The organism is Chroococcus sp. FPU101 (genome assembly GCF_017312365.1).
Lineage (GTDB): Bacteria > Cyanobacteriota > Cyanobacteriia > Cyanobacteriales > Microcystaceae > Chroococcus.
In genome coordinates, this window is record NZ_BLJI01000005.1 from 125,584 (window position 1) to 138,950 (window position 13,367).

Genomic DNA, 13,367 nt, shown 5'->3' on the forward strand with positions numbered 1-13,367 from the left:
TCAATTATGTCAAGTGAACCGATCGCGATCATAGGTATAGGCTGTCGTTTCCCAAAAGCGCCTAACCCCGATGCTTTCTGGCAGTTGATGCGAGATGGCAAAGACGCTATTACTGAAGTTCCTCCCTCGCGTTGGGATCTCAATCTTTATTATCATCCCGACTTCAAAGAACCCAATAAAACTAATACGAAATGGGGTGGCTTTCTCGAACAAGTCGATCAATTTGATCCGCAGTTTTTTGGCATTGCCCCCCGTGAAGTCCCCACCATCGACCCACAACAGCGACTCATCCTTGAAGTTGCCTACGAAGCCCTTGAAGATGCGGGACTGATTCTTGAGCAATTAGCAGGTAGTAGAACAGGTGTATTTATTGGCATTGGGAGTCATGAATATTCAACAATGGTTTGGCATAAATTTCTAAATGATCCCTACAGTACGACGGGAACAGCCAATTGTCTCGCAGCGAATCGTATTTCTTATGTTTTTGATTTTAAAGGGCCTAGTTTAGCAGTCGATACGGCTTGTTCTTCTTCTTTGGTGGCGGTTCATCTCGCTTGTCAAAGTCTAGCCCGTGGAGAATCAACCCTTGCTTTAGCAGGTGGGGTGAATATTCTTTTATTGCCTGGTGGGGTAATTGGTTTTACGAAAGGGGGTTTTCTATCAAGTGATGGTCGTTGCAAGAGTTTTGATGCTGATGCTAATGGTTATGTTCGTAGTGAAGGCGCGGGGGTCGTTGTTCTCAAACCTTTAAAAAATGCCCTTGCTGATGGTGATCCAATTTATGCGACAATACGGGGGACAGCCAGTAACCAAGATGGACGAACTGACGGACTCGCGGCCCCAAATCTTCAATCACAGATCGAAGTTCTTCAAGAAGCTTATCAAAATGCGGGGATCTCTCCAGATCAAGTCCAGTATATCGAAGCACATGGCACTGGAACCAAAATCGGCGATCGTATTGAGTTAGAATCCCTTGGGACTGTACTTTCACAAAATCGTAATCTAAATGATGTCTGTGCGATCGGTTCAGTGAAAACAAATATCGGGCATACTGAAACCGCCGCAGGAATCGCAGGACTGATTAAAGCGGTACTTTGTTTAAAAAATCGCCAAATACCGCCGAATCTTCATTTTAATAAACCTAATACTGCCGTTGATTGGTCTAAACTGCCGATTAAAGTTCAAAAAAACTTAATCCCTTGGAATAATGCTAAAACGCCTCTCATTGCGGGGGTTAATTCCTTTGGTTTTGGGGGAACAAATGCCCATATTGTCATAGAAGAAGCCCCCGTACAGACGCGACATAATGTACAGATGCGTCATGGCGTGTCTCTACCAATTTTAGAACGACCGTTCCATTTACTAACGCTTTCGGCAAAAACTGAACCCGCGTTACGAGAACTTAGCTTAAAGTATCAAGAATATCTAGCGCAACATCCCGTAACATCTATTGCGGATATTTGTTTTACTGCTAATACTCGACGTTCTGTATTTAATCATCGTTTATCGGTCATTGTCGAGTCTAGAGAACAGTTACAAGAAAATTTAGCCGCATTTGTCCAAGGAAATGAAACAACTCAAGGCGCGGAGGTCGCCTCCGCACTTCGTTATTCACAAATTAATGATGGAAATGTAGACAGTCCAATTGTATTTCTGTTTACGGGGCAAGGCTCACAGTATATTAATATGGGGCGACAACTCTACGAAACTCAACCCCTATTTAGACAAACTCTTGATCGTTGTGCAGATATCCTAGAACCCTATCTTGATCAGCCTTTACTTGATATTTTGGCATCTAATGCGATCGATCAAACCATCTATACTCAACCTGCTTTATTTGCCCTTGAATATTCCCTAGCGATGTTATGGATGTCGTGGGGAGTGATGCCATCAGTCGTTTTAGGGCATAGTGTCGGAGAATATGTCGCAGCTTGTCTAGCGGGTGTTTTTAGTTTAGAAGATGGCTTAAAACTAATTGCAGCGCGGGGTCGTCTGATGCAATCTTTAAGCGATGATGGCATGATGTTAGCCGTTCTTGCAAGTGAGACGACAGTACAAGATGCAATTCAATCTTATGTTAAAGAGGTTTCCATTGCTGCGTTTAATGGTTATCAAAGCTTTGTCATTTCAGGCAAGCGCGAGGCTATTCTTACAATTCAAACTAATTTAACGGCAAAAGGAATTAAAACAACTCCGTTAAAAGTGTCTCATGCTTTTCATTCACCTTTAATGGAACCGATATTAGATGATTTTGCTCAAGTGGCCCGTGAAATAAACTATCATCGTCCTCAGTTAAGTCTAATTTCTAATTTAACTGGTGACTTTATTACAGATGAAATTGCTACATCTGAATATTGGTGTTTACATATCAGACAAGCAGTTAAATTTGCCCAAAGTATCGCTACACTGCAAAAACATAACTATAAAATACTACTCGAAATTGGGCCGCAACCGATATTACTCGGAATGAGTCGTACTGCTTCGAGTTCATCATTTGAACCTTTAATGTTACCCAGTTTACGTTCAGGTGTTCTAGACTGGCAACAACTATTACAAAGTTTAAGCGAACTTTATTTAAAAGGATATAAAATTAATGGATTGGGTTTCGATCAAGAATATTCACGTCGTCTAGTTTCTCTCCCGTCTTATCCTTTTCAACGTCAGCGATATTGGGCGCAAAATGCCGAAGATTTTATCGCTACATTTGCCACTCAAGTCCAAAAATCTAATCCCGCTATTCACGCTTTATTGGGACAAAAATTATCAGTTGCTAATAGTACCTCAATTCTATTTCAAACAAAAATTAGTCAAACATCCCCAATTTATTTACAAGACCATTGTTTAGGAAATACACCAGTTTTTCCTGCAGCTGCTTATCTAGAAATGGCAATTGCAGCAAGTTCTAGTCTTTATCCTAAAAATAATATTCAATTAAAAAATGTTAGGATTGAGCAACCATTAACTTTAAGCGAAGATGTTTCTAAAACAATTCAGTTAATTTTAGATCCGATAGAGTCACAATTTAAAGTTTTTAGCGTCAATGAAACTCAAGTTAGTACCCTTCATGCTCAGGGTGATATAATAATTTCCGAAAAGTATCAACAGAAGCCAGTTAATCTTCAAAAAATTAAAAATGAATGTCATCAAGTTTTATCCATTGCTGAACACTATCAAAATTGTCAAAAACAAGGCTTTAATTATGGTAGTTTTTTTCAAGGTATTCAAAAACTTTTATTTAGCAAAGGGCAAGCTTTAGGACTAATTAAACTTTCCGATAACTTACAACAAGAAGCCAAAACTTATCATCTACATCCGGCTTTATTAGATGCGAGTTTTCAAGTTATCGGGGCAATTTTAGAGCAAAAACAAGATATAATATATCTTCCTGTTGGCTTAGAAAGTATTGATTTTTATCGTCCATTAACTAATCTGTTTTGGAGTTTTGGAGAAATAAAACAACAAAATACTACAGAAATCAAAGCCGATATACAATTATTAGATGAATCAGGAAATATTTTAGCTGATATAAAAGGATTTACCTTAAAAGCCGTTAAACATCAATCATTAGAGCGTATTTTTCAAGATAGTCCTAGAAAAGAAGTTACACAAAAATTAGAAAATGCTTTATATCAAATTTCTTGGCACTTCAAACCGAAATCTGAGCTAATTCAAAAATTAGGAAGAAATTGGCTGATTTTTGCGGACGCTCAAGGAATTGGAAATAAATTAGCAGATGTAATCAAAAAACAGGGCAATCATTGTATTTTAGTTAGTATTGGAGATACTTATACTTGCCTTGATGAACAACACTATCAAGTTAATCCTTCAAAAAGTGAAGATTTTAAACGTTTATTCAATCAAATTCAAACTTCTGATTTAAAAATTGTTCACCTGTGGGGTTTAGGTGACGACAAGTCGCCGCTTGATGAATCAACTGATTTAGCTGAATCACAAATTAGAGGTTGTGGAAGTGTATTACATTTAATGCAAGCTTTGAATCAAACAAAAGTCACTCATTTAAACTTAGTTACAAGAAATACCCAAGCGGTAAAAAACGAAACTCAATTACAAGTACAACAATCGACATTATGGGGACTTGCCCGTGTTATTCGTTTAGAATATCCTGATTTATTTTGTCGCACGATAGATTTAGATTTACTCGAAGACAATCTTCAAATCTTACAAGATGAATTATTATATCCTGATAACGAAGAACAAATCGCTTATCGTGAATATATCAGATATGTACCGCGTTTAGTTTCGCAAACTTTAGATACTAGAAAAAATGAATCTTTTCAATTAAAAATATCTCAAACAGGCTCATTAGATAATTTAACACTTGCACCTTTAAAACGTCGTAGTCTAGCACCAGATGAAGTCGAAATTGCTGTCTATGCTGCGGGGGTTAACTTTCGTGATGTTTTAAATGCCCTTGGGATGTTGCAACCCTATCTAGAACAAATGGGGTTTAAAGATGCGTCAGATATTCCGTTTGGGGGTGAATGTGCAGGAAAAATTGTAGCAATAGGAAAAGCCGTTAAAGGGTTACAACTAGGTGATGAAGTCATTGCAGCATTCGCATTAGGTAGTTTAGCCAGTTTTGTCACCGTAAAATCATCTTTTGTTGTACTCAAACCCCAAGAATTAAATTTTGCTGAAGCGGCAACTATTCCCAGTACCTTTCTCACTGCTTATTACGGGTTACATTACTTAGCCAAAATTAAAGCAGGCGATCGTATTTTAATCCATGCAGCCGCAGGAGGAGTAGGACTTTCAGCAGTACAAATCGCTCAAAATATTGGTGCCGAAGTATTTGCCACAGCGAGTTTACCAAAATGGGATTATTTGCGAGGAATGGGAATACAACACGTCATGAATTCTCGCACCCTTGATTTTACTGAAGAGATTATGAGTTTAACAGATAATCAAGGTGTAGATCTTGTTTTAAATAGTCTCAATGGTAATTTTATTCCTCACAGTTTACAAGTTCTCAAAAAAGGTGGGCGGTTTGTCGAAATTGGTAAGATTGGCGTTTGGAACTCTGAACAAGTTAAACAGTATCGGGATGATATTCATTATTTTCTCTTTGATTTACTCGAAATTGCGTATCGCAATCCAAATTTAATTACGACTTTACTTAAGGAATTAATGCAGGAGTTCAAAAACGGTAGCTTAAAACCCCTGCCCCATAAAGTTTTTAAAATAGAAGAATCAGTTAATGCGTTTCGGTATATTGCAGGTGCAAAACACATCGGTAAGGTGATTATTACTTTACCTGAACCCACATCGTCTACACTGAGGATTAAATCTACTTGCACTTATCTAATTACTGGGGGACTCGGTGCGTTAGGTTTCAAGTTGCTCAATGGTTAGTACAAAAAGGTGCAAAACATCTAATTCTTATCAGTCGCAGTGAAGCATCAATCACCGCACAAGAAACCATTCAACAGCTAAAACAAGACGGTATAGAAATTACTGTCCAATACGGCGATATTTCCAAACTAGAAGACGTTAAACGAATTATTTGCAAAAAAAGAGGCAGAAAACAACCGTCACTAGCAGGAATTATTCATGCAGCAGGGATTTTAGATGATGGAATGTTATCTAATCTTACTTGGGACAGATTTAAGAAGGTGATGGAGGCAAAGGTACAAGGTTCTTGGAATCTACATCTAGCCACTCAGGAAATGCCATTAGACTTTTTCGTCTGTTTTTCCTCAATTGTTTCATTGCTCGGCTCTCTAGGCCAATCTAGCTATGTTTCAGCTAATGTTTTTATGGATACCCTAGCTCATTATCGTCGCAGTTTGGGTCTACCTGGGTTGAGTATTAATTGGGGGCCTTGGAGTGAGGCAGGGATGGCAGTTAATCTAGAACAAAATCTCTTAGCAACTAAAGGAATTACAAGTATTTCCCCAGACTTTGGTTTACAAGTTCTAGAAACATTATTAAATCAAAATATTACTCAGTTGGGTGTATTTTTAGTTGATTGGTCAAAATTCTTAACTCAATTGCCATCACAAAAAGACTATTCTTTCTTTGAAGCTTTAAAACCTGTTGTTAATAATCTTCCTGAGAAATCTGTCAAAAAATTAACTGAGTTCCTACAACTGTTTGAAGTTACACCTCAAAATGAACAAAAACAACTCTTATCTGAACATATACGCTATCAACTCGCTAGGGTATTAGGATTTAGTTCAGCCGAACAAATTGACCCATCACAGAATTTCTCTGATTTAGGGATGGATTCTTTAATGGCGGTTGAATTCAAAAATAATTTACAAGTTAGCTTAAATCTTACTCTCTCTAATAATGTCGCAGTTGATTATCCTACCGTAGAGTCATTAACGACTTATATTCTTTCAGAACTCAGGCTAGACGAAACAATAAATATAGAACCTATAGCCGTCACAAAAACTTTCGATACCAATGGTCATAAACCTCCAGTAGAAACTCCACAAATCAAAACTGAAGTTCAAAATATTCCAGAGCAATTTTATAAATTTGAACAATCAAGCGAATATATTGGTTTAAAAACAGATATTAATCGAGCCAATCAGCTGGGCAACCCATTTTTTATAATTCGTGATGGTGTTGCTAAAGATGTAACTACGATTAATGGACGAGAATTGATTCATTATTCAAGTTATAACTACATTGGAATGTCTGGTGATCCAAGGGTACAAGAAGCTGCAAAAGAAGCAATTGATCGCTATGGGACTTCGGTTTCTGCTAGTCGTGTTTTATCGGGAGAAATTGCCTTACACCAAGCATTAGAAAAAGAAATTGCAGATTTTTTAGGAACAGAAGATTGTATCGTTTATATTGGTGGTCATACGACGAATGTAACAACAATTGGTCATTTATTCCGTAGAAATGATCTGATTTTATATGATGCCTTGAGTCATAATAGTATTCGTCAAGGGTGTCAGATGTCGGGGGCGACGTTAATGGAATTTCCCCATAATGATTGGCATTCTTTAGAACAGCTTTTGAGTCAGCATCGTCTAGAGTACGAAAAGGTTTTAATTGTTATTGAAGGAATTTATAGCACTGATGGCGATATTGCTCCTTTACCCCAAATCGTTGAATTAAAGAAACGCTATAAAACCTTTCTAATGGTCGATGAAGCTCATTCTATAGGGGTACTCGGTGTAACAGGTAGAGGAATTGGTGAATATTTTGGCATATCGGCTAATGATGTTGATTTATGGATGGGAACCCTGAGTAAATCTTTTGCCAGTTGTGGGGGATATATTGCGGCTTCGAGAGCGATCGTAGAATACTTAAAATATAGTGCGCCTGGTTTTGTTTTTAGTGTAGGGATGACTCCCGCTAATACTGCATCTGCCATAGCAGCATTACAATTACTTAAAAAAGAGCCAGAACGTGTAGAAAAGTTACGCGATCGTTCTCAGTTATTCCTTTCTCTTGCTCTTGAATATGGTTTCAATACAGGAATAAGCCAGAATACTCCGATTATACCGATTATTATCGGTGAACCTGATGCCTCTGTCGAAGTCTGTAAAGCACTTTTTCAACAAGGAATTAATGTACAGCCAATGGTTTATCCTTCTGTACCTTATGATGCGGCTCGTTTGCGATTTTTTATTACTTCTTCTCACACCGAAAAGCAAATTCGTTTTACTTTAAAAGCTCTAGCCGAAGCAATGATGTTATTATCTATTTGACCTCACCCCCATCTCCTCACCTACTTTTGAGAGGGAAGTCAAGAAATCTCTCATAATGAGAAAAATGCTATCAGAGGCTTTGTTTTTTTGGGTAAACTGGATTTGGTAGCGTTTCGGACAAGATGAAGGAGTAATGCTTTGAGTCACAGTTTTTTACTGGAAGCAGGACGCTGGACAATCGAAGGGAATTGGTTAGAAAGAAATCAATCACCTCTTTCAGTTAAAGGGCGAACCATTATTGTTTGGACAAATGATAATTGGTTTACGATGGTGACCAAATTGGCTTTTATCGGTTCTGAGCGTGAAGAAATCTCATATCAGTATCGAGGTCGCATTGATGGGGATGAGCGACAGTATACTTATGTACTCCAACAAAGTGACTTAGGACAAATTGAGGGTGAGGGATGGGTTGGCAGCAATTCAATTATACAACGTTACTTAGTTTTAAGCGATCGCCAACGTCGCAGTGGTTTTGAAACTTTTTATCGCGTCAATCATCATACTTATCATCTCTCCAGTGGCATTTTATCGGGACATTACCTAACTAGCACGATGGAAGCCGTCTTAGAATTACAGTATTAATGTACTAAATTGAAATCTTCTGTGTAGATTGTTGATTTACGGTCTAAAAAAGGGAATCTTTATACTAAAGTCTTCTAAATAACCAAAACACATCCGCTTTGAAAAACAAAAAGTGTGACTATTCATGGTCAACAGAAGACCCTTTGACCTTATTTCAATCCAAGTCCACTTATTAAAACTATAGTCGCTTAAGCTATGTCGGCAGAATCTAGACATCGTCGCTTACTCGCAAACCGATACCAACTTTTAGAGTTAATTGGTAGTGGTGCCATGGGACAAGTATACCGAGCAGAAGATAAATTACTAGGTGGGGTAACCGTCGCGGTTAAATTCCTCTCTCAAGCCTTGCTAAATAAAAAAATGCGCGAACGTTTTGAACGAGAAGCGACGATTTCTGCCCTGTTAGGTGAACGTAGTATCCATATTGTTCGGGTGCGAGACTATGGAGTAGATGAAAAAGAAATTCCGTTTTATGTTATGGAATTTTTGCAGGGTGAAAGTCTCAGCGAAATTGTCAAATTTCATCCTCTACCCCTATCACGTTTTTTTAATTTAACTCGTCAAATATGTTTTGGCATGGAATGCGCCCACAAAGGAATTATTTTTCAGGGTGAACTGTGTCCCATTATTCATCGAGATATTAAACCGAGTAACATTTTAGTAATTCAAGACTCTGGTTTAGGGGAATTGGTTAAAATCCTCGATTTTGGGATTGCTAAACTGATTCAATCGGGTGAATCACAAACACAGTCTTTTATGGGAACTTTGGCTTATTGTTCTCCAGAACAGATGGAAGGTAAAGAACTCGACAGCCGTTCCGATATTTATAGTCTCGGCATTATGATCTATGAAATGTTAACGGGTGAAATGCCTCTGTTTCCAGATAATTCCTCTTTTGGGGGTTGGTATGAAGTGCATCACTACGCCGAACCGCGACCCATTAACCCATCACTGAAACTCCCACCATCTTTAGAACAATTAATGATGCGTTGTTTGGCTAAAGCACCCTCAGACAGACCGCAGACGATTGGTGAAATTTTACAAACATTAGAACGAATTGAACCACTGAGTAAAGAAACACAACAACCTGTCAAAGAAAAAGTTGTAGCCAAGGATAGCAAAAGTAAATCAACAATTACGCCGACGACAGATACCGCCATCACTCATCTTAATCCTACTGCGGTTAAAGAAGTTTGTCTAAAGTCTATTTGGCCTGCTGATAAACCCCGACAAAAAATTGTTTTTCCGCGTTGTTTAAATACGGGAGAGGGATCTTTTGCTAGTTTGTGGGTGATGTTAGATCAAGAAGATATCGGAAATCGAGTGGCTAGTCTTCGTTACAGTCAATTTCTATATTTGCCTACTCCCCATCCAATGTTACTTTGGATTACTGTTCTCTATCACAAAGAATATGGGCCGAGATGGCTACCCTGTTATTTAGATTTAAAAACTCCTATTGGTCAACGCACAGCCCGTACATTAGGCGAGTCGGGACGCTATTGGATTCTCTTTTTTCCTCTCGATGGTTCTGAACAGTGTTTGAATGTAACGACTGCTTCTATTCCGCCCAATCAAGGTAAAATGCTTCAAGAATGGGCTAATGCTGGACAGATGGCACCGATCGGGAAACCGCAAATTAGCAAGCGAATGTTAAAGCGGGAGTTAGAAAAGCTCAAACCGAAAATTTTAACAAAATTAGAAGCGGGTTTTGCGAATACACCAGAACCAACACCGAGTAAGCATTAGGGAAAAGTTTAAAAACTTCTCCCTGTGATAGCGTTATTTTTTCGGTGAGAAAAAGATCATCGGAAACCAAACTTGGCTTAAAATTGATGTGCCTAAACTGGGTGCTGCTAGGGAGAGAAAAGGATTACGATGTAGCATAGCAAATGCGATCGCACTAATATCGTTTTCGACAGCGACTTTGATAATTTCGAGAATTGGTTCACCTATCCGAACTTCAGTGGCTACTTTTAAGTTAAGTGTTTCTAAATCCTGTTTAATGCTGTTTAATTTGGTTTGAGCTTCCTGTTGTCTGATTTTCAAGAGTTCTTCATCACGCGCTCTATTGTGTAAAACCCAAAGTAACAAACATTCTTGTACTTGATGAGCAGGATGTTTAGTGGCATACTCTTTGATTTGACTGATTAGATATTGTGCAGCATCTCCATCATCGTAAGGAATCAATAAATATCGCCAGAGATGTTGACACCGTAAAGCTAATTCATCATTCATGTAAACAGAAGTCAGTTCAGGCCGCATTAACATCAAAGGAATCTGTGTCGCTTTGGCTAAATCGAGAGTTGGTTCACCAAAAATCTGTTCATTTGTACCATTGATGCTAGGTGGAATCGTGAAGATAACATCAATTGGATATTTTTTGAGTAATTCTAAAATGGCTTCGTAAGAACGCCCCGTGTTGACTTCTATTTTAACATCAATACCGTCAGGAATTTCTTTTAAGGCAGCTTCAAGTTTTTGTCTGGCCTCAACAATTTCAGGATCATGTGTGCTGGGAATACGACCCTGTTTCCACGCGGGAATACTATGAAAAAAAATAATTTGCTTTAAGCCACTTTGCGCTAGTTCTGGAACATATTCGACTAAACGCTGTAAACCATCCGAAAAGTTAGTGCAGATTAAGCCACTCTGAAACATATGTGCTTTCTATACAACAGATTCATACATCTTAACTATAGAAGCAAGCTTCACACTCTGCCACTAATTTTAGATTAACAAAAGAAATTGCGCCCCGTCTCCCCAGCTATTTTCCTTTTTTTGAACTGAGCTAGAGAAGGAGGTCGCCTAGTCATGGCTATCCTTCTACTTAAACCAAGGGCTTTGTTCAATTCCCCATTGATGTTTAATGAAAGATTTGTAAAGATTTTCTCTAACAATCATTTGTTCATAGAGTTTCATGAGAAATTCTTGGGCTTGTTCACGACTCATATGTTGAACTTGTGTTTCAAAAGAACGGATATTGAATTGTTGTTCTAAAGATAATTCCATTGGCTCAGACATGGTATTACTCCTGTGCGTAACAATTTAAGAAAGGGTTAAAACCAAAAGGTCGAGTGGCTGAAAGCTTTTTTCTTCTGGTTAATAAGTAATGTAACAAGAATTTGACAAAGTGTCTACTATGCTATAGAAAGATTTCTGATCTACCTCCAAAGATTTACTAATCTGCTCTCTTATAGTACTCACCTTGATCTCCATCATGCACACAATTACACTTTTAGCAAGAGTTTTTAATATAATTTGTTCAATTTGAACATTATAATAAGTAAATTTACTCATTTACTCTAAGAGACGTAATCTGGCAAACTAGAAATATTTGACGAACCGTGTAAATATTCTGTAATAATCTAAGAAGGCAAGATAAATTCAGGTGAATCCCTAGAAGAGGACTGCCAACAGTAGAGGAATTTACAAAGGAATCAACTTTGTATCGTTTAGAGGAACATTCACATTGACGGCACAAGCCGCTATTGTCAAATATCAGATAGGTCTTCAGAAAAGAAGTCGTGTTAGAAATTGCGACCTGTTTTTTGCTAATCTATTCCTACTGCAACAATATCCACCCTCACAAGATGGATTACTGGTAATTAATCTTGACTACAACACATCAAAGTTTTATCCCAAATTTAATATATGGAGGAATCTACCATGTCTGTTCGCCTGTATGTCGGTAATTTACCCAAAGAACCCATAGAGCGTCAGGCTTTACAAGCCGTCTACGCTGATTTAGGGGATACTGTCACCACCAAAGTAATCAAAGATCGTAAAACGGGTAAATGTCGTGGTTTTGCGTTCGTCACAGTGCCAACCGATGAAATGGCTGATCAATTTATTGAAAAATATAACGGTCAATCATTCATGGATAGCCCCTTAAAAATTGAAAAAGCTTTACCCCGTACGAAAGGTAAAGGTAAAGAAGACGGTGAAGGTGAAGGCGAAGGTGAAGGCGAAGATGTGGCACTTCTTAGCTCAGAGCCTGTTGAAAAGCCCATTAAACAAGACAGACCCAAAGCGGAAAGACCTGCACCCAAATCGGCTAGCAAACGCAATAACAAAAAACGTGGACGTTCTCAAGAGGGAGGCGGCAGCTACAGAAGTACGGGAGATTCTGAAGGATTTCAACCCGATCCGCGTTGGGCTTCTGAACTCGCAAAACTCAAAGAAATGTTAGCGGCTCAGACAACGAATACCTAATATAGGTGTACTCATTAAAAAAAGAACTGATAACTGTATAGTTGCCTAGTGCTTCTTTTCACCACTGATCAGGGATAATGAGTAACGAAAAAAGTTAGGAGCTTTCAATATGGTGGATACTCAAGATCCCGTCGTAACTATGAAACAAGAAGTCGGAAAAGCCGCCGCGCTTCGGGTTCAATCTGACTCAATCGTCGGACTAGGGACGGGATCGACCACAGCCTTCGCAATTCAATATATCGGGGAGAGGCTCTCTACGGGTGAACTGAAAAACATTGTCGGAGTTCCCACTTCTTTTGCTGCAGAAGTCTTAGCAAGAAAATACGGCATTCCTCTAACAACCCTTGATGTTATTGATAAGCTAGATATTGCGATCGATGGTGCTGATGAAGTTGATCCACAAAAAAACCTGATTAAAGGTGGTGGAGCCGCACACACCCGCGAAAAAATTGTCGATTCCTTAGCGGATCTGTTTATTGTTGTGGTGGATAAAAGTAAGCTAGTAACTCAACTCGGTTCAACTTTTGCTTTACCTATAGAAGTATTGCCGATGGCGGCTGTACCTGTTATGCACAAACTAGAGAAGTTAGGGGGAAAACCCGATCTTCGCATGGGTGTCAAAAAGGATGGCCCCGTTGTCACCGATCAAGGAAATTTAGTCATTGATGTAAAATTTGATAGTATTGATGACCCCGCTAGTTTAGAAAAGATCATTAATAATATTCCTGGTGTTTTAGAAAATGGTTTATTTGTCGGTCTTGCTGACATTATCCTCGTCGGTTCGATTGAAAACGGTCAACCCGTAATTCAAGAAATCACTTAGACATTCGATTTAATTTCTCTTTTAGACTTATTTTTCTTTGGGGGTTTGGTTTGCCAAGC

At 38.5% G+C, this 13,367-nt stretch carries 8 protein-coding genes; 6 read left to right on the forward strand and 2 right to left on the reverse strand.

Annotation, left to right across the window (positions count from 1 at the left end; genetic code table 11):
* The first annotated feature begins 6 nt into the window (after positions 1-6).
* The 4 genes from CFPU101_RS07700 to CFPU101_RS07715 all read left to right on the forward strand — a co-directional run bounded on the left by CFPU101_RS07700 (position 7) and on the right by CFPU101_RS07715 (position 10,019).
* Positions 7-5,373 (forward strand): type I polyketide synthase, encoded by a 5,367-nt coding sequence (locus tag CFPU101_RS07700; RefSeq protein ID WP_206814744.1) that lies wholly within the window; start codon positions 7-9, stop codon positions 5,371-5,373.
* Positions 5,313-7,691: an aminotransferase class I/II-fold pyridoxal phosphate-dependent enzyme gene (locus CFPU101_RS07705; protein ID WP_206814745.1), complete on the forward strand. Its 2,379-nt coding sequence runs from the start codon at positions 5,313-5,315 to the stop codon at positions 7,689-7,691. Before CFPU101_RS07700 ends, CFPU101_RS07705 begins: the two co-directional genes overlap by 61 nt.
* Positions 7,692-7,829: 138 nt before the next feature.
* Complete coding sequence (locus CFPU101_RS07710) at positions 7,830-8,273, forward strand: hypothetical protein (protein WP_206814746.1); 444 nt, start codon at positions 7,830-7,832, stop codon at positions 8,271-8,273.
* A 195-nt stretch (positions 8,274-8,468) separates the two neighbouring features.
* Entirely contained in the window at positions 8,469-10,019 is a 1,551-nt protein-coding gene (locus tag CFPU101_RS07715) for a serine/threonine-protein kinase (protein ID WP_206814747.1), read from the forward strand.
* Positions 10,020-10,052: 33 nt separating this feature from the next.
* On the opposite strand, the gene CFPU101_RS07720 is transcribed toward CFPU101_RS07715, so the two are convergent.
* On the reverse strand, positions 10,053-10,931 hold the full coding sequence (locus tag CFPU101_RS07720; RefSeq protein WP_206814748.1) for a universal stress protein: 879 nt from the start codon (positions 10,929-10,931) through the stop codon (positions 10,053-10,055).
* 165 nt (positions 10,932-11,096) lie between these two features.
* Positions 11,097-11,294 carry an NblA/ycf18 family protein gene (locus tag CFPU101_RS07725; protein WP_206814749.1) on the reverse strand — a complete coding sequence of 66 codons (198 nt, stop codon included), beginning with the start codon at positions 11,292-11,294 and terminating at the stop codon, positions 11,097-11,099.
* Positions 11,295-11,939: 645 nt separating this feature from the next.
* On the opposite strand from CFPU101_RS07725, the gene CFPU101_RS07730 reads away from it, so the two are divergent.
* Complete coding sequence (locus CFPU101_RS07730; protein ID WP_206814750.1) at positions 11,940-12,485, forward strand: RNA-binding protein; 546 nt, start codon at positions 11,940-11,942, stop codon at positions 12,483-12,485.
* 109 nt (positions 12,486-12,594) lie between these two features.
* Positions 12,595-13,308, forward strand: coding sequence for a ribose-5-phosphate isomerase RpiA (gene rpiA / locus CFPU101_RS07735; protein ID WP_206814751.1), 714 nt, complete (start codon positions 12,595-12,597; stop codon positions 13,306-13,308).
* The last annotated feature ends 59 nt before the right edge of the window (positions 13,309-13,367 follow it).

Excerpts from the sequence above, each read along its gene's own strand:
- CFPU101_RS07730 (WP_206814750.1), top strand. The coding sequence starts at position 11,940 with ATGTCTGTTCGCCTGTATGTCGGTAATTTACCCAAAGAACCCATAGAG.
- CFPU101_RS07725 (WP_206814749.1), bottom strand. The coding sequence starts at position 11,294 with ATGTCTGAGCCAATGGAATTATCTTTAGAACAACAATTCAATATCCGT.
- CFPU101_RS07700 (WP_206814744.1), top strand. The coding sequence starts at position 7 with ATGTCAAGTGAACCGATCGCGATCATAGGTATAGGCTGTCGTTTCCCA.
- CFPU101_RS07720 (WP_206814748.1), bottom strand. The coding sequence starts at position 10,931 with ATGTTTCAGAGTGGCTTAATCTGCACTAACTTTTCGGATGGTTTACAG.
- rpiA (WP_206814751.1), top strand. The coding sequence starts at position 12,595 with ATGGTGGATACTCAAGATCCCGTCGTAACTATGAAACAAGAAGTCGGA.
- CFPU101_RS07715 (WP_206814747.1), top strand. The coding sequence starts at position 8,469 with ATGTCGGCAGAATCTAGACATCGTCGCTTACTCGCAAACCGATACCAA.